The organism is Acetobacter tropicalis, assembly GCF_001580915.1.
Taxonomy (GTDB): domain Bacteria; phylum Pseudomonadota; class Alphaproteobacteria; order Acetobacterales; family Acetobacteraceae; genus Acetobacter; species Acetobacter tropicalis.
On the sequence record NZ_LHZQ01000198.1, the window covers coordinates 17,497 to 39,746 of the forward strand.

Consider the following 22,250-nt stretch of genomic DNA (forward strand, 5'->3'; position numbering starts at 1 on the left):
AGAGTATGACAATTGTTATCATGACCGTTGGCACGGAAGGGGATGTGCGCCCCCACATTGCCCTTGGTGAAGGGCTTCTGGCCCGTGGACATGCCGTAAGGCTGGCGGCGGACCCCGGTTTCAAGGCCAACATTACCAAGGCAGGGCTGGAGTTTGCTCCCCTGACCGCCGATTTTGCCGGAATGATGCGCCATAACCCTCAGGCTCTGGATGGCCGCAGCGGCCTGGCGGCGGCACGTGTAGTCGTGGCTGAAACACGCCGCATGGCGCAGGACTGGCCCGCTCAGGGGCTGAAAGCAGCTGAAGGCGCAACCTTGCTGATTGGCTCTGGCAATGTCTCGTTATTAGCCGCCAGTCTGGCCGAGCGGTTGCAGGTACCTTTTGTGCAAACCCAGTTGCAACCGCTGGAAGCCAGCCATGCGCTGCCGCCTGTGTGGTTCAGGCCCCGCCTCCTGCCCGCATCTGTTACGTTTGCGCTGCACCGCACCCTGCGCCAGACAGCGTGGCTTCTGCTGCGCCATACAGCAAATGACATGCGCAAAGCACTGGATTTGCCCCCTTACCCCCTGAAAGGACCATGGCATGACCCCAAGGCCACCGGCGGGCGTATCCTGTTTGGGTTCAGCCCGCATGTGGTGCCACGCCAGCCGGAATGGCCTGCGCGCATTGCCATGCCTGGGTATTTTGTATCTGCAAAAAATGCTGACTATACGCCGGATACAGATCTGGCCCGGTTTTTGCAGGCGGGAGACAAACCCGCCTATATCGGCTTTGGCAGTATGCTGAGCGGAGAAGCTGAAACATTGGCCGCCACAGTGCGGGACGCCGTGCAGCGTGCGGGCCTGCGCGCTGTGGTAGGGAGTGGCTGGTCCAACCTCAGGCGGTTTCTGCCAAATTCCGCACATATTCATGTCGTGGATCATGTTCCGCATGAATGGCTTTTTTCACAAATGCGGCTGGCGGTGCATCATTGCGGAGCAGGCACGGCCGCCGCCGCAGTGCGCGCCGGTATTCCCACCGTGCCCGTACCCTTTGTGGGGGACCAGTATTTCTGGGGCTGGCAATTACACCGCATTGGCGTTGCCACCCCCACGCAGAACCTGCGCAGCCTGACCGCACATACACTGGGTGATGCCATGCTTCAGGCAACATCCCCGCACATGGTGGCCAATGCCAGCCGCCTTGGCACGCAGGTCCGGGCGGAAAATGGTGTGCAGAATGCCATCACACAGCTTGAGAAATGGAATGTTCTATAAGGGTTTTTGAAAAACTCTTCGCCTGTGTGGTTTCACGGCTGACTGTTCAGGCAGCCTTTGGCTCTCCTCTGGTTCTGCTGCTCATGTTCCAGAAAATGCTCTGCAATAAACGCTGCATTTTCTGCGTCCAGCATTGCCATATGGGTGCAGGGCACATCCGTCACAACCAGCCTGCCTGTTATGTAACGCTGCCAGAAAGCGGGATTATCTACCACATCTTCCGCGCCGCGCTGCGTGGCTCGCATAAACAGCAGATCTGCCTGCACCTGTTGGGGCTGCCAGTTGCGCATCATTTCCAGATTATGGCTGACCACATGCCGCATGGCTTGCAGGATGGTTGCAAAGGCCGCATCATCCAACGCAAAAGCCTGTGCTTCCGGCAGCATGATCTCTACAATCCGGTCAGCCAGATCTTCCAGCGTGTTTGGCATAGTCTCAGAAAAATCAAGCCCCAGCATGGCAATAGCATTTTTGACAAGCCATGCATCCTCCATACGGACAAGGCCCTGCCCTGCCTCCAGCGCAGCCAGATCATGCAATGGATACGTATCCAGCATAACCAGCGCGGAAAGGCTCTCGCCTTCTGCCATCAGGCGGGCGGCCACGGCATGCGCCACCAGTCCCCCCATAGACCAGCCGACAAAACTGTACGGCCCGTGCGGCTGAAGAGCGCGGATCTGCTCCAGATAGAGGTCAGCCAGTTGCTGAATGGTTTGAGGAGGATTGAGGCCACGTAAAAGCCCCATATCCTGCAAGCCATAAACGGGTCTTTCAGCAGGAATATGTGGCAGCAGGGCAGTAAAACCCAGAGACACACCCAGAATGGGCGGAAAACAGAACACCGGCTGGCCTGTGCCTTCAGCCCGCAAGGGTACAACTGTTTCCTGAAAAATGTCTTCTACAGCATGCTGTTGCTGCAAAAGGGGAGCCAGCCGCGCAATGGTTGGCGCACCGAACAGGGATGCCACGGGCAGTTCATACCCCTGCTCCGTCAAGGCCGTGGCAACCTGCACGGCAGCAAGACTGTCTCCGCCAAGATCAAAAAAATTTTCGGAAATGCCAAAATCTTTCCGCCCCAGAATTTCAGCCCACAGGGTGAACAGAAGCTGTTCTTCCGCGGTTTGCGGCACTTCCTGCTGCGGCGTATGCGCAGCCTCCTCTGGCTCCGGCAGAGCTTTTCGGTTCAGCTTACCAGAAGCCGTAAGCGGCAGGGCGGAAAGCACCACAAAGCGGGAGGGTACCATCTGCGCAGGCAGACGCCCGTTCAGATGCGTGCGAAACAGAGCGAAATTTCGGGCTTCTTCCTCTGGCGTGATGCTCTCCGCCTGCGCGAAGGCCGCGGGCACCAGATAGGCCACCAGAACCGGTCCCTGTGCACGAGGCCAAACCCGTACTGCGGCCTGTACAATTCCCGGCAACGTGAGCAACGCGGCTTCAATTTCCGCAGGCTCGGCCCGCACGCCTTTTATCTTGATCTGGGCATCTGTGCGCCCCAGCACGGTAATCACGCCATTTGCCTGCCGGATGGCGCGATCTCCGGTAAGATAAAGGCGGCTCTGCAGTGTGTGATGAAAGGGATCTGGCCGGAAAACAGCCTGTGTCAGATCTGGCCGGTGCAGATAGCCGGTGGCCATGCCTGCGCCGCCAATTGCCAGTTGCCCAGCCACACCCACAGGGAGCAGGCTGCCCGCCGGGTCCAGAACATAACACTGCGTATTGGCCAGCGGTCTGCCCGCCGGAATGGGCTGCCCCCGCACGCCATCTTCTGCCGTAACCTCGTGAAGGCTGGACCAGATTGTAGTCTCGGTAGGGCCGTAAACATTATAGACAGAACGCGCCTGTTTCAGAAGTGTTCGGGCCAAGGGAAGAGGCAGAGGTTCACCACCGGAAAGCACCCGCACCTGCGCCAGACTGCCGCCATGCCCTGCCCCCACCAGCATCTGCCACAAGGTTGGCGTTGCCTGCATGAAGGTGATGCCATGCTGTTGCACAGCAGTAGCCAGAAGTGCCGGGTCTGTCACCGTCTCGCGCCTGGCGATAACCAGATGCGCACCGGCCTGAAGCGGCAGCAGCAGTTCCAGAATGGAAATATCAAACGTGACAGAGGTAACGGATAACCAGCACTCCTGCGTGCTGAACGCCAGTTTCTCCTGCATGCTGCACAGCAGGTTGGTCAGCGCTGTCCATGGCACCACAACGCCTTTTGGCGTGCCGGTAGTGCCAGACGTGTAAATGACATAGGCCGTGCCCTGCGCCACCACAGGCACCCGCTGAGTATCTGGCATGGAAAACTGTGTTGCAGGAGAACCATCTTCCGCCAGCCCCAGAACGGCGGCTCCATCGGGCAGGCCTGTTGGCAGACTGTCCTCGGTCAGGAACAGGGCGGGCTGGGCATTGGCAATAATGGCCGCATTACGTTCACGCGGACCACATTTATCAAGCGAAAGCCATGCAGCGCCCGTTATCATGGCGGCAAGCATGCCGATCACCTGTCGGCGGTCTCGGGGCAGCATCAGGCCCACCACATCACCGGGGCCAATGCCGCAGGCCGCCAAACGCTCCGCCACATTCTGCGCGGTTTGTAGCAGAACCGCGTACGGCACGGAGCCCAGCCTGTCTGTTACCGCCGGGGCTGTCGGGGTGTAGGCTGCGTGGCGCGCCAGATCTGCCACCAGAGCCTGCGGCCCCCAGTTGCGGGCCGTTGCGGCCTCATCCGCCAGCAGGGCGGTGCGCTCTGCGGCATCAACCAGAGGATAGGCCCCGATGGGTTGGGTGGGATCTGCAAGAATGGCTTCTATCAAACGCATGATATGCCGCAGATGCTGCGCCAGCATCGGGCCATCATACATCTCCGGGTTGGCATAAAGAGACAGCGCCAGCCCTTGCCCATCCTGACGGTCAAAAACAAAAAATGTCAGATCTTCCATTACCCCGTTGCTGAGGTTACGGTTCCGTGCCGGGCTACCGCCAAAGGAAAGGTGATAGTCAAATGGCTCAATATTGATACCAATACGTGAGAGATGCTGCTGCGTATCATGAAAGCCGAGGCTGCGCCGCAGATCCTCATACCGGAAGGCCTGATGCCGGAGCGCTCCGTGCAAAGCGCGCCGCACCTGAAGCAGAAGATCTGAAAAACCCAGTGTATAAGCCATGGCAAACCGCAACACCACGGCATTTGCGGCCATGCCGGGCACGCGCCGCATTTCACGGTCCGTACGTCCCGTCACCGGCATACCCAGTGTGAGGTCTTCCTGCCCTGTCAGGCGAAAAACATATGTGCTTAGCAGGGCTGTCAGCATTTGCGGCAGGGTCACCCCGGCCTGCTGCGCCAGAGACTGCATCCGCTCCGCCGTGGATGGAGGAATAAGGGCGCTGCGCTCTACAAACCCCAGCCGCTGCAAGGAGGCCTCCGGCGATGCGGGGGGCAAAGGGGACGCCAGCGTAACGGCCTCCGGCGGTGCGGCAAGCTGCTGCTGCCAATAGGCTTGATCTTTCTGCCGGCGCGGACTGGTGCGGTAGGCTGCTTCCTGCGCCACCAGCCGCTCAAGCGGCAGGAACGTGCAGGGCGCGGGCTGTCGTCCGTCCGCCATGGCGCTGTACAGTTCAGCCACGCGCGCCACAATCAGGCCACCTGAAAAACCATCCAGCGCAATATGATGGCAGCAGTGAAACCAGATGAACCTGTCAGCAGAAAGTTTGAACAGAGCACAGGTCCATAACGGATCTTCAGCCAGATCAACCGGCTGGCTGATGCGCTCCATCATCCAGTGTTGCGCCTGGGCAGCAGCATCTGGCCGGGTGGAGAAATCCATAAACGGCAGCGGGCAGCGCAGTGCGGGCAGGATAACCTGATAAGGCCCATCCGCCCCCATGCGGATGCTTACCCGTGTGGTTTCTGCCTCCTGCGCCACCTGTGCAAGGGCTGTGCGAAACAGGGCAGGATCAACCGGGCCGAGAATTTCCACCGCTTCTGCAATGTTGAACGTGCCCCCCTGCGTGCGCAGCAGGCTCCCCATCCAGACGCCGCGCTGGGCTGTGGTAAGGGGCAAACGGGTTTCCGGCACGGTCTTCATGACAGGCTCCCTGTATCAAAACGCAAAGATGCGCACCGGGATCACGCTGTTCTCTCTTTGCTTGGCAGTCACACAGTTGGCGTATCATCCCTTTTTGAAGAGAAAAATCTTTTCTTGGCCAGAATGGTATTTTTTTGAAGCAATAGGCTTATTTGTAAGAAAATTCTTAATTTTCAAGGGCTTTCCCGGTTTTCTCTTCATGGTTTGTTAACCTTTGGCTCTTGTTTGGTTTTAAAACAGGTACCTTGCGTTGAATGGTTCTGGTGTGTATTCAGTAGCTGTCACTGGATACTCAATAAGAGTCGCAGGCCCCATGGGCACGCGGCTCCTGACAGGAAAAGCCGTGGAACCCAACCTTGTTCAATTCAAGAAAGGCGTGCTGGAACTGTGCGTGCTGGCCCTGCTCTCACGCGCAGACTCTTACGGCTATGACATTGCCAGCCGCCTTTCAGACGCCATAGACATGGGGGAAGGCACCATCTACCCCCTTATGCGGCGCATGCAGAAAGATGGTCTTGTTTCAACGTATTTTGTTGAATCATCCTCAGGCCCGCCCCGCAAATACTATACGCTGACAGAAAACGGACGGCACAGCCTTGAAGCACAGCGTTCAGCCTGGGTGACATTTACGCAGGCAGTTTCCGCCATTCTGGCCCCCCTTGCACAGGGGGAACCCACCCCCAATGCAAACAGCGCGGCAGGAAACCAAAATGCTGCTTCTTCCACCCCTGCCGGGACAACCGGACACAGCCCCCTTACCGTACAGAAAACATTCAGGAACACCCAGCCATGATACAGGCACCTACAAGCAAACAGATGTTCCTTGACCAGCTACGGGCCGGGCTGAAAGGCCTGCCGCGCTCCGTGATTGAAGAAACTGTTGCTGATTATGAAGCCCATTTTGAAGCCGGACGCGCCGCAGGCCGCACGGAAGCCGATATTGCCAGCCGCCTTGGTGACCCCGCCCGCCTTGCACGGGAATTACGGGCAGAGGCTGGCGTACGCCGGTGGGAGGATGAACGCAGCCTGAGCAACGCGCTGGGGGCCATTCTGGGCATTATGGGGCTGGCCGCCCTTGATCTGCTGGTAGTCCTGCCCGTTCTGCTGGCTGTTGGCTCCTGCGTGTTTGCATTTGTGATTGCAGGGGCCGCCGTGTGTCTGGCCGGTAGCCTGCTACTGCCTTTTGCCCTGATAGACCTGACCCCGCTTTCCGGAGCGGACTGGTTGCAGGGGGTTCTGCTCAGCCTTGGGCTGGCCTCTGGCGGGGCGTCTGTTGTGGCGTTCTGCGTGTTGCTGACCATTGGCATTGTCAATCTGCTGGTGGGCTATGGCCGCGCCCATTACCGCCTGATTGCCCCCACCCATACCGCCTGAGATATAATATAAGGACAGTTTCCCATGATCCGTGGCCTTACCATGATTGCCGTTGGCGGAGCCGTTGTTTCAGCACTCTGCTTTGGCGTTGCCGCCTCCCGCGGGCCGACAAGCTTTTCCTTTGCGGATATTGAATGGGCCGACAGCGCCCCCCGTGGCCCGCAGATTTCCCGCACGCTTGCGTGGGAGGGCGGGCCGGACCTTACCATCAACCTGCCTGCCAGCATTATCATCCGGCAGGGACCAAAAGCGGGAATTACCGTTAGCGGGTCAGAACGGATGGTAAACCACATTGTGCTGAACGGCACCACGCTGGATACGGATGAGAACACCCCCAACCATCATTACAGATTGCGCGATGCCAAGGTAACGCTGACCATTACCGCGCCAGCCCTGACCAAACTGACCCTGAACGGTTTTGGCTCCGTGGACTGGCAGGGCTATGATCAGAAAACACTGGACCTGATCATTAACGGGGCAGCCCGTGTCAAAACCCATGGTCGGGCGAAAAATGTGACGCTGAGCATTGATGGCGCAGCCTCTGTCAACATGGCGGATATGGACATAACCAATCTTGATCTTTCCATGGATGGTGCGGGCTCTGTAAAAGCTGGCCCCACCGGCCGGGCAAAAATCTCCATTGACGGTGCAGGTTCCGTGAAGCTGACAAAAGTGCCTCAGTCTTTCAGCAAGGAGATTGATGGCATTGGCAGTGTATCTCTGCCCCAAGGCGCGCCGGAACCTCCCACCCCACCCAAGCCGCCACAGCCATCAGACAAAAGTGATCAGAACGAGGAAGACCTCTCCTTCTGAGTGCCCCACCCCACAGGAGATGTTGCCATACCAGTTTCCTGTGGGGATGAGGGCGAGCACCACGCGCAACCCTGTGCCAGCTAAGGAATGACCGTCCACTGTACTGTGAAAATATGGTGGTTTTGCTGAAGGATAAAGAAAGCCGATCACAACGGTACAAAACCGGAAATTAAGATCTTTACAAAAAAGGCATTTTTTATAATAAGCGTAATGCATTACTTTTTAGTAAGGATTTTGCGTCTAAAATGAAGATGTCTTCTGTTGCTGGGTGCCTGTCTGCACTCCTGCTGCTCTCTGCCTGCGCTTCTTCCGGCAATGAGTCCATCAAGAATGAAACGTCGGAAACCGTTGATCAGAAAATCAAGGACGGCGTGACGACCAAGCAGGAAGTCAAAGCCCTGTACGGGGACCCTCTTGAAACCAGTTTCACGGATAGCGGGCACGAAGTCTGGAAATACGTTTTCGCCAAAACCCGCGCGAACGGCACCAACTTCATTCCCTATTACGGCGCATTCGCCTCCGGAACACATGGGAAAGCCAAGACACTGTCCATCATCTTCACGGATCAGGTTGTCTGGCACCACTCCCTTGCGGATTCACAGATCCAGACCCATCAGGGTATTGGTGGCTGATAGCTCTTACAGCAAAAAGGGAAGAGTGGCGTTGCCCTCTTCCCTTTTTTTGTGTCTGCCAGAATAAAAACCTGCCTGATGCGCACGGCAGGCGGGGGCATGATCAGATCTGTGTTGATCTGGAAAACAGATTGATCACCAGCACGCCCAGCATGATCAGAGCGATCCCGATAATGGCGGGCAGATCAAGCGACTGCTTGAAAAAAACAAAGCCTATGGCTGAAATCAGCACAATGCCCACGCCTGACCAGATGGCATAAACCAGCCCGGTGGGAATGGTCCGCATGGTTTGGGAGAGCAGGTAAAAGGCGCAGCAATAGCCCGCAATACTCAGGGCCGCTGGAACCCAGCGGGTAAAGCCATCACACGCCTTGAGGCAGGATGTGGCAAATACCTCGCACACAATGGCGCCCATCAGATACAGGTAAGATTTATCAATCACGCACGCGCCCTCGCTTCGGCCTTATGCTTCCATACAGAGCTGTTGAGACACCCGCCAGACACGCCCGGCATTTTTCAGAACGATATGCGGGAATGCAGGCCGAACACCAGTTCATCCGCCACTTTATGCCCCGGCCATTTCTGGCTTTCCAGCCCGCCGGAGGGGTTGAAAACATACTGGAAATCCGGCTGGAGCACGAACCATGGCTGGACCTCGGCCTGATAGGTGAGTTCCATATGGTTTTCCGTTCCGGGCGCATGCTGGCCCAGTGCGCGGTAATAGGCCCGCGCGCCGGAGCTGGCACGGCCAAGCCCCCAGCCAAGCCCCAGAGTATCATTCTCCCTGCCCGCAAAAGGTGCTTTGAGGTTCACCCCGGCATCCACCGCGTAACTGATCATGTTGCGGTCTCCCCCATTGCCGGTGGCGCGGGCAAAAACGCCCAGCGAGGTGGGTGATTTACGGTACGGGCGCCAGACCATCTGGTCCACAATGCCGTACAGCAGCCAGTTGCCCCGCACCATGCGCGGCTGTGTGACCTCACCTCGCGCATAGGCTGCGCCCAGAGACTGACCCTGCACATCATGCCGCCAATCGGGAAAGCGGGCGGTATCATAATAACCGCCCAGTTTGTACACACCGGGCAGGCCGTGGCCGCTGCGTTTCCGGTTGGGGTGGTCCTCATCCGGTTCCGGGTTCAGGGCGTATTGCACCTCTCCAATCAGCAAAGCGCCGGTGTTCATGTTGAAGCGGCAGCCGCAGGCATCATTGGTGGTCTGGCTGGTGGCGTCATGCACGTTGCCCTGCCCCTGATTCTGCACGGTAAAGGAGTTCCACTGGTTTCCCGGCGGGTTATCATCCGCTGCGGCAAACATCAGCGTCACGTTTTCCGCTGGCCGATAGCGCAGCCTTATGGCGGGCGAGGCCAGAGGCCAGAGGCCAGGATGGCCCCCCGGCATACAGGTTGGATGAAGGCCCCATGGGCCAACTGAAATTGGCGTTCAGATACAATGCGCCATAGGTGGTGATAAGAAACTCGGTATCCAGATCCTGCTGGCCGATCTTGATATCCAGCGTGTCATCCCAGAAGGCCTGCTCATACCACAGTTCAAACAGACGGGTGGAGCGGTCAGCCTCGATGCCGCTTACGGGATTATAGGTGTTCAGGTGATCCTGCGTGATGGAACGCCCATGGATCTGCAACGCGCTTACGTTGAACACAGCATCCTTCAGGCCGATCATCTTCTCCAGATCAACCGTAAGGGTGGGCATGGTTACACCATTGAAGGATGGGCCGGTGCCGGGGCCGCGTTGCCCTGCGCCGGGCACGCCGCCTGTCAGGTTGCCCCACAATTCATCCACTTCCTGCAGATCGAATGTGACACCATACCGGGCCAGCCAAGGGCGCAGCCCGCCCATCCGGCCCAGCAGGTTATCATCCATGTCGGAATCCGTGTCGGTAATCTGGTCATTATCCGTATCGGGCGGTGTGGGTGGCGGCGTAGGCACGGCGTGCTTGCCCCGGCCAATACGCGGGTGCGTGGCCTTGCCAGGCGCCATGCCCACACCACGCTGCGCGCCGGGCTGGCGGCGCATGCGGGTGGAAGCTGGCCCGATGCGCTGCACCATAGGCCCGGAATCCCCCAGCCATTCCTGATCAAGCTGAACCTGAGACGGATCAACCGGCTGCGCCAACGCCTGTGGGACCGAGACAAACAGCGTACTTCCCAACAGGCAGACACCCACGACCGATTTGCAGCCCGCCTTACCCGTACGCCCGAAATATCTGTCTGCCGCCACTCTTATCCCTACCGCTGCCTGTGCCCGGCGGTACTCTACTGCACTTTGCCTTGCCTGTCTTAACGCAGAAGGACGGGGGCTGTTCAGCTTCCTGTCAGGTTGGCGGGGTATGCCTGCCCTGTTGCTTAACCCGCCACAATGGCGGGAAGGCTGCATTTGCTGAGTGAGGTTCAACCCGGACATGAGGCTTTCTGCCTGTTGCTCTGCCCTTATGGTCTCCGTGCCGCTGGTGTGTGTGCCCTTGCAGAACGGGCGGGCACAGGCTCCTTCCCACACAAGCTGGCAGGCGCATACCACACATGCGTTCAACACAACCAACGCTGAGCCTGCGCTGGCGGAGGAGAGCGGGCATGCTGGTGGGGCTTTGCCTTTTCCCTCCGCACTGGCGCTGGCATGGCGGCTGGACCCCAACCGCAATGAACTGACCGTAAACCGCAGAACGGCGGAATCCCGTGCCAAAGCAGCAGGGTCATGGTTTGCGGGGGGGCCGATTGTGTCTGGCTCCTACTTTGATGACCATTTTATTGGCAGCAATGAAGGCTACACGACCTATCAGGGGGAAGTGAGCGTGCCGCTCTGGCTGCCGGGGCAAGGCAGCGCCACGCGATCCGTGGCGCAGGCGGAAGCTGAGGGGGCGGAAAAACAGGCCTCCGTGGCCCATATGGCGCTGGCCGTGCGCCTGCTGGACGCCACAGCCGCCGCCCTGCTGGCCCAGAAACGCGTGGCCACCACCGCCGCCTTCCATACCGCCGCCAGCCGGATCAGCGCCGATGTGGCGCATGCCGCCCGCCTGGGGGAAATGACGCAGGCAGACCAGCAGATGGCGGATGCCACACGGGACACCGCACGGACCGATTACGCCATGGCGCAGGAAGAAGCCCAGAACGCGGCCGCAGCCCTTGAAGCCCTGCTGGGCACCCCGGAAATACCGGACATTCTGGCCTATACCGCAACGGAAAGTGCTGCCCTGCGGCTGGCCAACACCAACGCCGTAGAAGAAAATGACCCCCGCGTGCAGGCAGCCACCAAGGAGCGGGACGCCGCCCGCGCCGCCATGCAGCTTGCCCGCCGCTCCTTCATGCCCAACCCGGAACTGGGGGTTGGGGGTATTCATGAAAAACAGTACGGCAGCCCGTGGGACAACCGCGTAGGCGTGAACTTTACCATGCCCCTGCCCAGCGCCGTGCATAGCGCGCCGTTGCTGGCGGCGGCACGCAACCGGCAGGCAGCAGCGGACAGGCAGGATATTCTGGCCCGCCGGATGGTGCGGCAGGAAGTGGCGCAGGCACGCGCCCGCCTGCAAGCCACGCTCGCTGGCCTGAAAAGCGCTCGTGCCGCCGCGCAGGCGCTGGAAAACCGGGCCACCCTGCTGGAACGCTCCTGGCGGCTGAAGGAAACCCCACTGGATGAAACCATCCGTGCCCGGCAGGCGGCCTATACCGCCGCCATGGCGCGGGATAGAGCAGAAATTCTCTGGCACGCCGCCATTGTCCGCGCCCTGATTGCCACGGGTGATCTGCCGGGGTTGGCGTACGCAAGCGCCACACAGCACCACCTTTCGACCATTGGCGGGGCCATGCCACAGCAGGCAGGTTGGTCCGCGCAAACTTCTGGTGCTGGTGCTGGTGCTGGTGCTGGTGCTGGTGCTGGTGCTGGTGCTGGTGCTGGTGCTGGTGCTGGTGCTGGTGCTGGTGAAAATGATCTCTACGGGGCGGAAAACGCAAGTGGCGTGACGGAAGCTGCGGGCAGCGCCACCCAGCGCAACGGTGGGCTGCGTATTCCCGCTTCTCTGGACACGCCGCAGCCTGATGATGCCGCCGCCCCATGAGTGTTTTCCGTCTGACAATGCCCAACCGGTTCGGCACGATGTGCGGCACACCAGTTCTCATCTTTTCGCCAACGCCAACCTGCTGCCGCACGGTTCCGCGCTTTTTCCATGAACACGGGTTTTTCTGATGTGTGCTTTTCCCCTCGGTGTTTTTCCACTTTTCCGAAGCGGAGCAACGGGCAGACTGTCAGAAGGCCGCACCCCTGACGTTGTTCAACCCGTATGCATTGGCGTCTTGCGTCTTGCACGCCTGTCTTCCTTACGTAACCTACTGCTGCGAGGAAGCGTGTTGCCAGAAAGAAAGCCAGACCCAACAGACGGAACAGGCTGGATGCGTTCTGTTTGTGCCGCCGCCCTGTGCGCCACAGTGTGGCTTGTCGCCCCCATGCCTGCCCATGCTGAAGATGCTCCCACCGCATCAGGCGGAAGCCAAGCCACGCCCAACGCACCCACTGCAACGGAAGATGCCGCCCAAAAACCGCTGACACTCTCTGCCGAGGCTGTCCGGAATGAGGGAATACGCTGTGTTGCCGCTATGCCCGGTACGCTGGCCCATATGCTGCCTGCCATGGCGCGGGTGGTGCCGGATACTACGCATACGGTTGCCATTCATCCGGCGGGCAGCGGCAAAGTTCTCTCCATTGCTGTATTGCCAGGGCAACCCGTGCGAAAAGGGCAGGCGCTGCTCCAGTATCAAAACCATGCGCTGCACATTGCCCGTTTGCAGGAAACCCAGACCCGCACGGCGCTGGTGGCCGCTCTGGCTGCACAGAAGGAAGCTGCTGAAGCCTATGGCCGCGCCCGTGCGCTGGCAGGCACCACCGTTTCCGCCGGAGAAAGCCAGAGGCGGCAGGCTGCCCTGCAACTTGCGCGGGAGAACGTGGCGGCACGGCAGGCGGAACTTGGTGTGCTGGAACACAGGTTTCAGGAAGAATATACCTCCGCTACAGAAGAACATGCGGCACAAGATGAGACATCCACCCTGGTGGCGCCATTTGATGGCACAGTCACCAGCCTGAACGCAGCCATTGCCGCAGATGTGGACCCCACCCTTGTGCTGTTGACGGTCAGTGATACCCAGCATGTCTGGATTGTGTCCGATGTTGCCCCGCAGGATGCAGCCCTACTGGCCACAGGGGGCGTTCAGCACACGCTTCTGCCCGCCCAGGACGGAAGCGAGCCGCCGCCAGCCCTGATCTCCCGTATGGAAACCATTGATACCGGCACAGACCCCGCAACCGGGCTGGTACGGGTGCTCAGCCGTGTGCCGAACACCAACTCCACGCTCCGGCCCGGCATGGTGCTGAACAGCCTGCTGCAAACCACCCAGCAGGCCAGTGGGCTTGTTGTCCCGGCCGAGGCCGTACAGACCCTTGATGGTCAGGACACGGTTTTTGTCAAAACAGCCGAAGGGACATTTCGCCCCACGCCGGTAACGCTTGGCATGGAAGAAAACGGGCAGGCCCTTATACGCTCCGGCCTGAAGGCGGGGGATCAGGTGGTCACCCACGGCAGCATTGCCCTGAAAGGCATGGTGGTTCTGGCTGGCATGGATGCGGACTGATACTGTGAAAAATCTGTTTCATAGCCTATTGAAAGCCCGTTTCCTGCTTTTGATCCTTCTGGTGCTGATTCTGGCTGGTGGCATTGGCGCAACGCTTGGCCTGCCGGTGGAAGCCGTGCCCGATATTTCCCCCCAACAGGTGCTGGTAACCTCCATCGCCCCCGGCCTGGCCACGGAGGAAGTTGAAAAGCTGATTACCTTCCCGGTGGAAAGCAGCATGGCGGGTATTCCGGGCATCAAGGATTTACGGTCAGTTTCTCGCTCTGGCGTGTCTGTTGTTTATGTGCAGTTTGACGATGGCACAGACATCAATCTGGACCGCACCCGTGTAAGTGAACGCATGACGCAAGCCCGTGCGCTGATAAGCATGCCCAACGTGACCCTGAACATGGGGCCACTGACCACGGGCCTTGGCGAGATTTTTCAGTTTGAACTGAAAGGGCGTGGTTATTCCCTGATGGATCTCAACCGTATCCTGACATGGACAGTCGCACCCCAGATCAAACTTGTGCCCGGCGTTGTGGATGTAAACATTGGTGGCGGCGCTGAGGAAACATGGGCCGTAACGCTGGACCCCGCCCGTCTGCTGGCGTATGGGCTTTCCGTTGGAGATGTTTACAAGGCGATTGAGAGCAGCAACGCGGCCTCTGGCGGCGGGTGGATTGAACACCATGCCGAACAGCAGATTGTGGTGGGCCGTGGGCTTTTACGCACGCTGGATGATTTTGGAGCCATTGCCGTTAAAACCAATACGGGTGGCGCGCCCATCCGCCTGCGGGATCTGGGCCGGATCAACCCGCAGCCCCGTACCCGGCTGGGCGCAGTCACCCGTGACGGAAAAGGCGAAATTGTTACAGGCATTGTAATGATGGAGCGCGGCGCGAGTTCCGGCGCAACCTTACGCGCGTTGAACACTGCGCTACCCGGCATTATCCACTCCCTGCCCGCCGGGGTGACACTGGAACCGTTTTACAGCCGCGCCTCCCTCACCCACCGCACCATTGCCACCGTAAAGGAAAATCTGGCTCTGGGGGCAACGCTGGTGGTGATTGTGCTGCTGGCGGTATTGGGCAACCTGCGGGTGGCGCTGCTGATTGCCTCAGTCATTCCATTTGCGCTGCTGTGCGCCATGACAGGCATGCGGCTATTTGGTATTTCCGCCAATCTGCTGAGCCTTGGCGCCATTGATTTCGGCATGATTGTGGATAGCTCCCTTGTGGTGGTGGAGCATATTCTCAGCCGCCGCCAGCGTGAGGGGCATGTTCCGTTTGCTGATCTTGTGGTGTCCGCCACGCGGGAGGTTGCGCGGCCTGTCAGCTTTGCCATTCTGGTGATCATCATGGTGTATCTGCCGGTGCTGACACTGGAAGATATTGAAGGCCACATGTTCCGCCCCATGGCGCAAACGGTGATCATGGCGCTGGCGGCCTCGCTTTTATACTGTCTGCTGTGGGTGCCACTTTTGAGCACTCTGGTTCTCTCCCGCATATCCGTTCCAGCGGAAACGGTGCTTATCCGCCGCCTGCGCGCCCGATACCACCCCCTTTTGCGCCGCTGTCTGCGCAGGCCACGGCTGGTAACGGGCCTGATGCTGGGCACCTGTGGCGCGGCCGCCATTATGGCGTGGCATCTGGGCAGCGAGTTTGTACCCCAACTGGAAGAAGGCGCGCTGGTGGTGCACAGCCTGCGCCTGCCCAGCCTCTCCCTTCCAGCCGCATTGGAAAGTGTGCAACAGGAAGAGCGTATTTTAAAAAGCTTTCCGGAAGTCAAAACCGTTATAAGCAACACGGGGGCAGCCGCCATCCCGACTGACCCCATGGGCCAGAACGAGACAGACACTTTTGTTCTGTTAAAAGAGCATTTTGCGGGCCGAAGCCAAGCTGCATTGGTGGACGCCATGAACACCCGTCTGCAACAGGCTCTGCCAGATGCCCTGTATTCCTGGACGCAACCCGTGCAGATGCGCATGGATGATCTGCTCTCTGGCGTACGTACACAGATTGCTGTTTCCATTTATGGGGAAGATCTGCGCACGCTCTCCCATCTTGGCGAGCTGGTGGTCAAAGCCATGCAGGGCGTACGCGGCGCTGCGGATGTTATGGCCGGGGATGAAGGGAGTGTTCCTTTTGTGCAGGTTCTCATCAACAGGGAAAACGCCGCCCGCCTGAACGTGCGCGAGCAGGATATTCTGGACATGGTGGAAGCCATAGGCGGGCATATTGGCCGTCCTGTTACGCAGGGCAACGCCATGATCGCCACGCAGGTGCGGCTCGCCTCTACGGCAACCGGCTCTCTGGATGCTATAAAGGCGCTCAGACTCCGGCGGGTAGATGGAAAAGGGGATGTCCTGCTCTCACAGGTTGCGGATATTGTGCTGAAGGATGGTCCGCCGCGCATCAGCCGGGATGCCATTCACCGCCGCATGGTGGTGGAAGCCAATGTGCGCGGGCGGGATCTGGCCTCCTTTGTTGCGGAGGCACAGGCAACGGTCAAACGGATTGTTCCGCTGCCCCGTGGTTACACCATTCAGTGGGATGGTCAGTTCAGGAATCTGGAATCTGCCTCCAAAAAGCTGGCGGTGGTGGTGCCCATTTCTCTGGCGCTGATCTTCATTCTGCTGGTAGCGGCCCTTGGCTCCGCACGTTTGGCGGCTCTAGTGTTCTGCAACCTGCCCGTGGCGGCCTCTGGCGGTATTTTTGCGCTGGTGCTGCGGGGCCTGCCGTTCAGTATTTCCGCAGGCATTGGCTTTATTGCACTGTTTGGCGTGGCGGTGCTGAATGGTGTGGTGCTGATCAGCACGGCGGAGGCCATTCGCCGCCGGGGTATCGGCCCTGCCCGTGCAGCCCTGACCGCTGCGCATGAACGCTTCCGCCCGGTTATGGCCACCGCCCTTGTGGCGAGCCTTGGCTTCTTCCCCATGGCGTTTTCTGCCTCCGCCGGGGCGGAGGTGGAGCGGCCACTGGCCAGTGTGGTTATTGGCGGGTTGGTTTCCTCCACAATGCTGACCCTGCTGGTACTGCCTCTGCTTTATGCCCGGTTTGGTCCTGCGGCAGAGAAAACGAGAGCGAAAGAAGGATATTCTGTCGATACTGTGTGACGTTTCCTCAAATGCGTTTCAGGTTTTTGCAAAAAAATGAAGTTCATAAAACCTAATCTGCACATGGAAGCTTTTTTGTCGCGGTATCAGATAAGCTTCCAAATTGGCGCAGGATCACCCGAAAGCCCGCAAAAAACGGCCCGACAAGCCTGCGGAAGACCGATGTGAACATGCCGGTGAGACGACACAGGCAGCCCGGAAGCAGGAAGGGGAATAAGCGGCCACCAGCTTTACGGAAAGGCGGAATATTCTATACTCCGTTGGCCACTTCCTCTTTCCATGCTGCACCGGATCAATGCCCCACCCCTGCCTGAAAAAACTGTTTGCTGCAGCGTTGTGTCTGGTTATCAGTGCGCCGGGGGTGGCGCTGGCTTCTCTGGTTCCTGATATTACGGTCATCCAGCCGAAGATAGCGCCGCACTTTACAACGGGGCATCCGCTGAATGAAGCCGCCATCATGGCGTTTGCGCGGCAGCACCCGGAAAGCTGTCAGGCCATGCTCCGGCAGATTTCTGACCAGCTACCGCCTGATAACCAGATTTTTTTCTATACATCCTTTGTTCAAAAACTGGTGCACCCAGCCAACGAAGATCTGCTTCTGTGCAAATTACGCGCCCTTACCTTTCTGGCCAGCAGACAGGCTCAAGCAGGCACACCGGAGGCCGCACTCGCCAATTATGATGCCATTCTGAAAATGGCCATACCAGCAAAGTCTCTTGCAGGAGAACGGATTGTGCAGGCCACACTGCTGCGCAAAGCGTCTCTCCTTACCCAGACTGGCCAGATGGAACAGGCGCAACGCCTCTTCAACCAGTTGCTTGATGCCCCATTTCCGCAAGACCCGGTAGAAAAGACCCTATGGGTGGAAGCCTTTGAAGGCCAGATGCGCGTTTTTCTGGCACAGAACAACGCGGCAGCAGGTAGCGCAGCGTGTGATAGCGTGATTGCCGCCCCGCACCCTGCCGAGGATGATACCGCACAGGAACGTTATGCCATTGCGCTGTATTACAAAGCCGTTTTTCTGGCCAGACAGGTTGCCCTACTGCACCGCGCCCATACGGATGCTCCGGCGGAACAGGCAGCAAGTACGCAGGCTTTGACCACGCTTGATACGCTACTGACCACCTTCCTGCACACGCACGATCTGGCCATACAGCATACGCTTGCTTTTGCACTGGGCACAAAAGCCTCACTGCTTGTTCTGGAGAAAAAACCTGACCAGGCGGTGGCGGCTCTTGATACCCTCATCACCATTTTTGCCAGCAATCCGGACTCCGCACTCCAGAACGCCGTGGCAGACGCGTATGGCCGGAAAATTTCCCTCCTGAGAAATGCCGGGAAATATCAAGATTCCATAAAGACTTTCTCCGTTTTTGATCGTACCATGGGGCAGAACACCCAGCCATTTGTGCAACAGACACGGCTGGCGGCGGTGGATGCTGCGGCGTGGTCTGAACATGCACTGGGCCATACACAGAGGACGCTGGACCTACTCAATTATGGGTTGGATCTGATGGCCCACGGGGAAGCACCGGAGGATAGAGAAAAGCAGGTTTCCTTCGCGTATGAAAAAACGGAAAACCTGCGCGAACTTGGCCGAAATACCGAGGCTTTTTATCAGAAGATCGACCTTCTCCGCGCCTTTTACAACCGCTTTCCCACCCGCATCAATGTCACGCTTCTCTGGACACTGAAGGATATTTACGAGACCGCATCTGGCACCGATAACTGTAACGCGGCCCAAGCCCTGTTTGATGATCTTCTGGCACAAGGCGAGCAGGATACTGCGCCAACGCGCCACACGCTTTTTCTGCAAACGCTCTATGCCAGAGCGTCACTTTCCTATTTTTGTAACAGAAAAGCGGATGCCTTTCAGCAGTTTGGCAGCTTTATAACCACGTTCAGAGCGCAGCCTGACCAGTTCAGCCAGATTTTGCCTTATCTTGCCCTGCACAGGCAGGGCGTTATTCTGGCACACCAGAACAGGAACGATGCCGCCATGGCCGTTTATGATCAGGCTCTGGCTGACCCCGCCCTACTGGGAACCCCAGAGCTTAGCGTGGCGGCAAACAGAATCCTGCTTGCAAAATCCTTTTTATATTCAAAAGAAAAGCAATGGGAAAAGGTCATACCGCCTCTTGATCTACTGATGGAGCGGGAGGCACAGAAGCCTTCTGCGCGCTCCGATTATCTTCTGGCCGCCAGCAACAGGATGGATGCGCTCAACCATCTGCACAGGCCACAGGATGCTGTCGCCCTTGGGCAGGAGGTTCTGCGCCAAATGCAGCCTGTACGGTTCTCTCCAGACCTCCGCTATCTTGCCTCGGTTCTGGACAATATGGCCGATGCCCAGCAGGCATTGAAACAGCCGGAACAGGCTCTGGCGACATATAACACACTGATAACGCGCTTCTGGTCCATGCATGCCAGCCCGGTGCCCCGCACCATGGCGCGGGTGCTCTACCGCAAAGCCCGGTTGTTACAAACGCTGGGCAAACCTGCCGCGGCAAACGCCACATTGGACAGGCTGATACAGACGTTTCAGTATAGCCCGCAGCCACAGATACAGGCTTGGGTCATCAAGGCGTGGGATGAAACCCACCCTCACCTTTTTCTGCCCTGATGCCGCCTTGCCTGCCGGCACACAGGGCACAATGTGCTCGGACCGTACGGAGACCATCGCCATGCGTATTCTGATTGTGGAAGACGAACCCCATCTGGGCGCTGCCGTGCAGGAGCGCGTGCGGCAGGCAGGCCATACGGTGGACTGGTTTACCACACTGGATGACGCACACGCCGCCCTTGCCGCCGTACGGTATGACTGCCTGCTGCTGGATCTGGGCCTGCCAGACGGCAGCGGCCGCACCCTGCTGCGCGAGATCCGCAACACGCCTTCCCCCATGGCCATTCTGATCACCACGGCGGAAGACCAGATCAGTGACCGGATTGCCGGGCTTTCAGAAGGGGCGGATGATTATCTGGCCAAACCGTATGATCTGGAAGAACTGGTGGCCCGCATTGCCGCCGTGGCACGGCGATACCGGCCACTGGTGGATAACCGGCTGGCGGTGGGAGACATTGAAATTGATCTGGACCGCAAACGCCTGACCCGCGCTGGCCAGACCATAGATCTGACCGCACGGGAATGGGCCCTGCTGGAACTGCTGGCCCGCAGGCCGGGGGCCATCTGCTCCCGCGAGCGGATAGAAGATGCGCTGTACAGTCTGGAAGAAGAAGTGGGCAGCAACACCATTGAAGTGTTTGTCAGCCGGGTGCGCAAAAAACTGGGGGCGGACCTGATCCGCACCGTGCGCGGACGCGGTTACTGCCTTGAACCATCACAAACAGCATGACGCACGCCATGCCCCCTTCCTCTGCCGCCACCACGCCAGCCTCCGTGCGCCAATGGCGGCTTTCAACCCGGCTGGTGCGTGGCGTTATTGGTGTGGTGATTGGCTGCCTTGCCATTGTTGTGCTTCTGACCGGGGCTTTTACAAAATTCGAGATTACCGAACGGCTGGATGACTCCCTTCAGGAAGTGGCGGAGCGGTTGCAGTTTGCCGTTCTGGTGCTCAACCAGCAGGGCAGCGGGCATGATGTCGCCCATCTTTCCAACATCATGCCCACTTCTCTGGCATATCAGATTACGGATGCGCAGGGCCATGTGCTGCTGCGCTCCTCCAACGCGCCGGAGAGCGGATTTGTCACGCCGCCGCAGGCGGGTTTTTTCATGCAGCATCGGTTTAGGGTGTATGTCACCCCGGCAGCCCAGCCTGACCGCTTCATTATGGTGGGAGAGCCCCGCGTGCACCGGGCGCAGGCCACGCACCATGCCATTCTGATTGCGGTTCTGCCCATTCTGGGCGCCATACCGTGCATCTGGCTGCTGGTGGTGTGGATTGTGCGCCGCAGCCTGCGCCCGCTGGTGCGGCTACAGGGTGAAATTCGGGAACGAGGCGGTGGCAACCTGAACCCCGTGCCGCAACTGGATCTGCCGGTGGAGCTTTCCACCATTCAGGCTGCCGTCAACCTTCTGCTGGAACGACTGCACAAGGCACTGGCCGCCGAGCGCGCCTTTGCCGGCAACGCCGCGCATGAACTGCGCAACCCCATAGCCGCCCTGCTGGCGCAGGCACAGATGCTCCGTGGTCAGTTGGCGCGACAGGCGAGCACCGCCACGCTTCCCCTGCCTGCGAACACAATGGGACAAATCGCGCCTGCCACCTTGCCCGCTGACACACTCTCCCCTGCTGGCACTGGCACTGGCACTGGCACTGGCACTGGCACTGGCACTGGCACTGGCACTGGCACTGGCACTGGCACTGGCGTGATGCCGCAAACTGCGTTGTCTGCAAGCGAAAAAGCAGAGCAAACCGCCGTGGAGGACGCAACACACCGGCTGGACGCCATGATCAGCCAGATTCAGCGCCTGAGCCGCATTGTGGAAAAACTGCTGCAACTCTCCCGCGCGGTGGCTGGAACGGGGTTTCGGCGGGACAAGTTTGATCTGCTGCCCGTGTTGCACGTAATGGCGGATGAACTGGACCGCCCCCAGAACAGTGATAACCCGCGCCTGATTCTGGAAACCGGCTGCTGCACCCATCTGAGCGTGCGGGGAGACATGGATGCTACCGGAATCCTGCTACGCAATGTGCTGGAGAACGCCTTGCGCCATAGTCCGCCGGATTCTCCCGTGCGCGTCAGTCTCGCTTTGGCGGACTCTCCTATGGGAAAGGACATCATTTCTCGCACGCAGGCTCAGGGCACGACGGGTTCCAGCTTGGCGGCATTACGACAACAGCCGGAAATGGCAGACGCTGTTATTTTGACTGTAGAGAACGCCTCGCCCGCTTTGCCGGACGCCACACTCAGCAAACTGACAGACCCGTTTGTGCGGGGCGGCTCTCAGGCCGAAGGCAGCGGGCTTGGGCTGGCCATTGCCCGCACCATCGCCAGACATATGAACGTGCCGATGCAGCTTGCCTCCCCCATACCGGGGCAGAAAGACGGCTTTATGGTGCAACTGATTTTCCCGCAGGATGCGGCGTAGGTCAGTTCCACACAGCTTTCCTTCATCAGGACGGCAGTAGCTGACAGAAAGGCGGCAGAGAATCGCCTGAAAAGGCGTCACGCCGCTGACAGAACGCTCTTGCCACGCATGGCGGCATTCCTGTGTGAGTGGGAATACTGTCTCGTGGTCAGAAAGCCGCCTGTACAGCCCATGCCCCATGACCGTGAGCCGAGAACCGAGAACCGAGAACCGAGAACCGTGTGCCGTGTGCCGTGTGCCGTGGCAACTGGCAACTGGCAACTGGCAACTGGCAACTGGCAACTGGCAACTGGCAACTGAAAACTGAAAACTGGCAACTGAAAA

At 59.0% G+C, this 22,250-nt stretch carries 13 protein-coding genes and 1 pseudogene; 11 read left to right on the forward strand and 3 right to left on the reverse strand.

Going from position 1 to position 22,250, the window contains the following annotated elements:
• Nucleotides 1-5 precede the first annotated feature (5 nt).
• Entirely contained in the window at nucleotides 6-1,256 is a 1,251-nt protein-coding gene (locus tag AD944_RS07145) for a glycosyltransferase (protein ID WP_061474808.1), read from the forward strand.
• A gap of 32 nt (nucleotides 1,257-1,288) precedes the next feature.
• Here AD944_RS07145 and AD944_RS07150 read toward each other — a convergent pair whose 3' ends face one another.
• Complete coding sequence (locus tag AD944_RS07150; RefSeq protein WP_045541710.1) at nucleotides 1,289-5,329, reverse strand: non-ribosomal peptide synthetase; 4,041 nt, start codon at nucleotides 5,327-5,329, stop codon at nucleotides 1,289-1,291.
• Between the two features lie 313 nt (nucleotides 5,330-5,642).
• Here AD944_RS07150 and AD944_RS07160 point away from each other — a divergent pair, with 313 nt between their 5' ends.
• The 4 genes from AD944_RS07160 (at nucleotide 5,643) to bamE (ending at nucleotide 8,148) form a co-directional block, all read left to right on the forward strand.
• Complete coding sequence (locus tag AD944_RS07160; RefSeq protein WP_081938999.1) at nucleotides 5,643-6,122, forward strand: PadR family transcriptional regulator; 480 nt, start codon at nucleotides 5,643-5,645, stop codon at nucleotides 6,120-6,122.
• Nucleotides 6,119-6,703, forward strand: coding sequence for a DUF1700 domain-containing protein (locus AD944_RS07165; RefSeq protein ID WP_035379028.1), 585 nt, complete (start codon nucleotides 6,119-6,121; stop codon nucleotides 6,701-6,703). Before AD944_RS07160 ends, AD944_RS07165 begins: the two co-directional genes overlap by 4 nt.
• 24 nt (nucleotides 6,704-6,727) lie before the next feature.
• Entirely contained in the window at nucleotides 6,728-7,516 is a 789-nt protein-coding gene (locus AD944_RS07170) for a GIN domain-containing protein (protein WP_052427105.1), read from the forward strand.
• 245 nt (nucleotides 7,517-7,761) lie between these two features.
• Nucleotides 7,762-8,148 carry an outer membrane protein assembly factor BamE domain-containing protein gene (gene bamE / locus AD944_RS07175; RefSeq protein ID WP_052051255.1) on the forward strand — a complete coding sequence of 129 codons (387 nt, stop codon included), beginning with the start codon at nucleotides 7,762-7,764 and terminating at the stop codon, nucleotides 8,146-8,148.
• Between the two features lie 103 nt (nucleotides 8,149-8,251).
• Here bamE and AD944_RS07180 read toward each other — a convergent pair whose 3' ends face one another.
• Both AD944_RS07180 and AD944_RS07185 read right to left on the reverse strand, forming a co-directional pair.
• A complete protein-coding gene (locus AD944_RS07180) occupies nucleotides 8,252-8,590 on the reverse strand; it encodes a DMT family transporter (protein WP_254907103.1) in 339 nt (112 codons plus the stop codon).
• Between the two features lie 74 nt (nucleotides 8,591-8,664).
• A pseudogene (locus AD944_RS07185) lies at nucleotides 8,665-10,216 on the reverse strand (carbohydrate porin).
• Nucleotides 10,217-10,568: 352 nt separating this feature from the next.
• Between AD944_RS07185 and AD944_RS07190 the strand changes: the two are divergent.
• The 6 genes from AD944_RS07190 to AD944_RS07215 all read left to right on the forward strand — a co-directional run bounded on the left by AD944_RS07190 (nucleotide 10,569) and on the right by AD944_RS07215 (nucleotide 21,926).
• Entirely contained in the window at nucleotides 10,569-12,215 is a 1,647-nt protein-coding gene (locus tag AD944_RS07190) for a TolC family protein (RefSeq protein WP_248845812.1), read from the forward strand.
• 331 nt (nucleotides 12,216-12,546) lie between these two features.
• Entirely contained in the window at nucleotides 12,547-13,779 is a 1,233-nt protein-coding gene (locus tag AD944_RS07195) for an efflux RND transporter periplasmic adaptor subunit (protein WP_052427106.1), read from the forward strand.
• Nucleotides 13,769-16,876: an efflux RND transporter permease subunit gene (locus AD944_RS07200; RefSeq protein ID WP_045541715.1), complete on the forward strand. Its 3,108-nt coding sequence runs from the start codon at nucleotides 13,769-13,771 to the stop codon at nucleotides 16,874-16,876. Before AD944_RS07195 ends, AD944_RS07200 begins: the two co-directional genes overlap by 11 nt.
• A 295-nt stretch (nucleotides 16,877-17,171) precedes the next feature.
• A complete protein-coding gene (locus AD944_RS07205) occupies nucleotides 17,172-19,499 on the forward strand; it encodes a tetratricopeptide repeat protein (RefSeq protein ID WP_045541716.1) in 2,328 nt (775 codons plus the stop codon).
• 61 nt (nucleotides 19,500-19,560) lie between these two features.
• Complete coding sequence (locus AD944_RS07210; protein WP_045541718.1) at nucleotides 19,561-20,229, forward strand: response regulator transcription factor; 669 nt, start codon at nucleotides 19,561-19,563, stop codon at nucleotides 20,227-20,229.
• An 8-nt stretch (nucleotides 20,230-20,237) separates the two neighbouring features.
• Nucleotides 20,238-21,926: a sensor histidine kinase gene (locus AD944_RS07215; protein WP_169796360.1), complete on the forward strand. Its 1,689-nt coding sequence runs from the start codon at nucleotides 20,238-20,240 to the stop codon at nucleotides 21,924-21,926.
• Nucleotides 21,927-22,250: the final 324 nt, after the last annotated feature.

What these genes read in the sequence shown, in the direction of transcription:
- AD944_RS07145 (WP_061474808.1), top strand. Translation starts at nt 6, where the DNA reads ATGACAATTGTTATCATGACCGTTGGCACGGAAGGGGATGTGCGCCCC.
- AD944_RS07150 (WP_045541710.1), bottom strand. Translation starts at nt 5,329, where the DNA reads ATGAAGACCGTGCCGGAAACCCGTTTGCCCCTTACCACAGCCCAGCGC.
- AD944_RS07160 (WP_081938999.1), top strand. Translation starts at nt 5,643, where the DNA reads ATGGGCACGCGGCTCCTGACAGGAAAAGCCGTGGAACCCAACCTTGTT.
- AD944_RS07165 (WP_035379028.1), top strand. Translation starts at nt 6,119, where the DNA reads ATGATACAGGCACCTACAAGCAAACAGATGTTCCTTGACCAGCTACGG.
- AD944_RS07170 (WP_052427105.1), top strand. Translation starts at nt 6,728, where the DNA reads ATGATCCGTGGCCTTACCATGATTGCCGTTGGCGGAGCCGTTGTTTCA.
- bamE (WP_052051255.1), top strand. Translation starts at nt 7,762, where the DNA reads ATGAAGATGTCTTCTGTTGCTGGGTGCCTGTCTGCACTCCTGCTGCTC.
- AD944_RS07190 (WP_248845812.1), top strand. Translation starts at nt 10,569, where the DNA reads ATGAGGCTTTCTGCCTGTTGCTCTGCCCTTATGGTCTCCGTGCCGCTG.
- AD944_RS07195 (WP_052427106.1), top strand. Translation starts at nt 12,547, where the DNA reads ATGCGTTCTGTTTGTGCCGCCGCCCTGTGCGCCACAGTGTGGCTTGTC.
- AD944_RS07200 (WP_045541715.1), top strand. Translation starts at nt 13,769, where the DNA reads ATGCGGACTGATACTGTGAAAAATCTGTTTCATAGCCTATTGAAAGCC.
- AD944_RS07205 (WP_045541716.1), top strand. Translation starts at nt 17,172, where the DNA reads ATGCCCCACCCCTGCCTGAAAAAACTGTTTGCTGCAGCGTTGTGTCTG.
- AD944_RS07210 (WP_045541718.1), top strand. Translation starts at nt 19,561, where the DNA reads ATGCGTATTCTGATTGTGGAAGACGAACCCCATCTGGGCGCTGCCGTG.
- AD944_RS07215 (WP_169796360.1), top strand. Translation starts at nt 20,238, where the DNA reads ATGCCCCCTTCCTCTGCCGCCACCACGCCAGCCTCCGTGCGCCAATGG.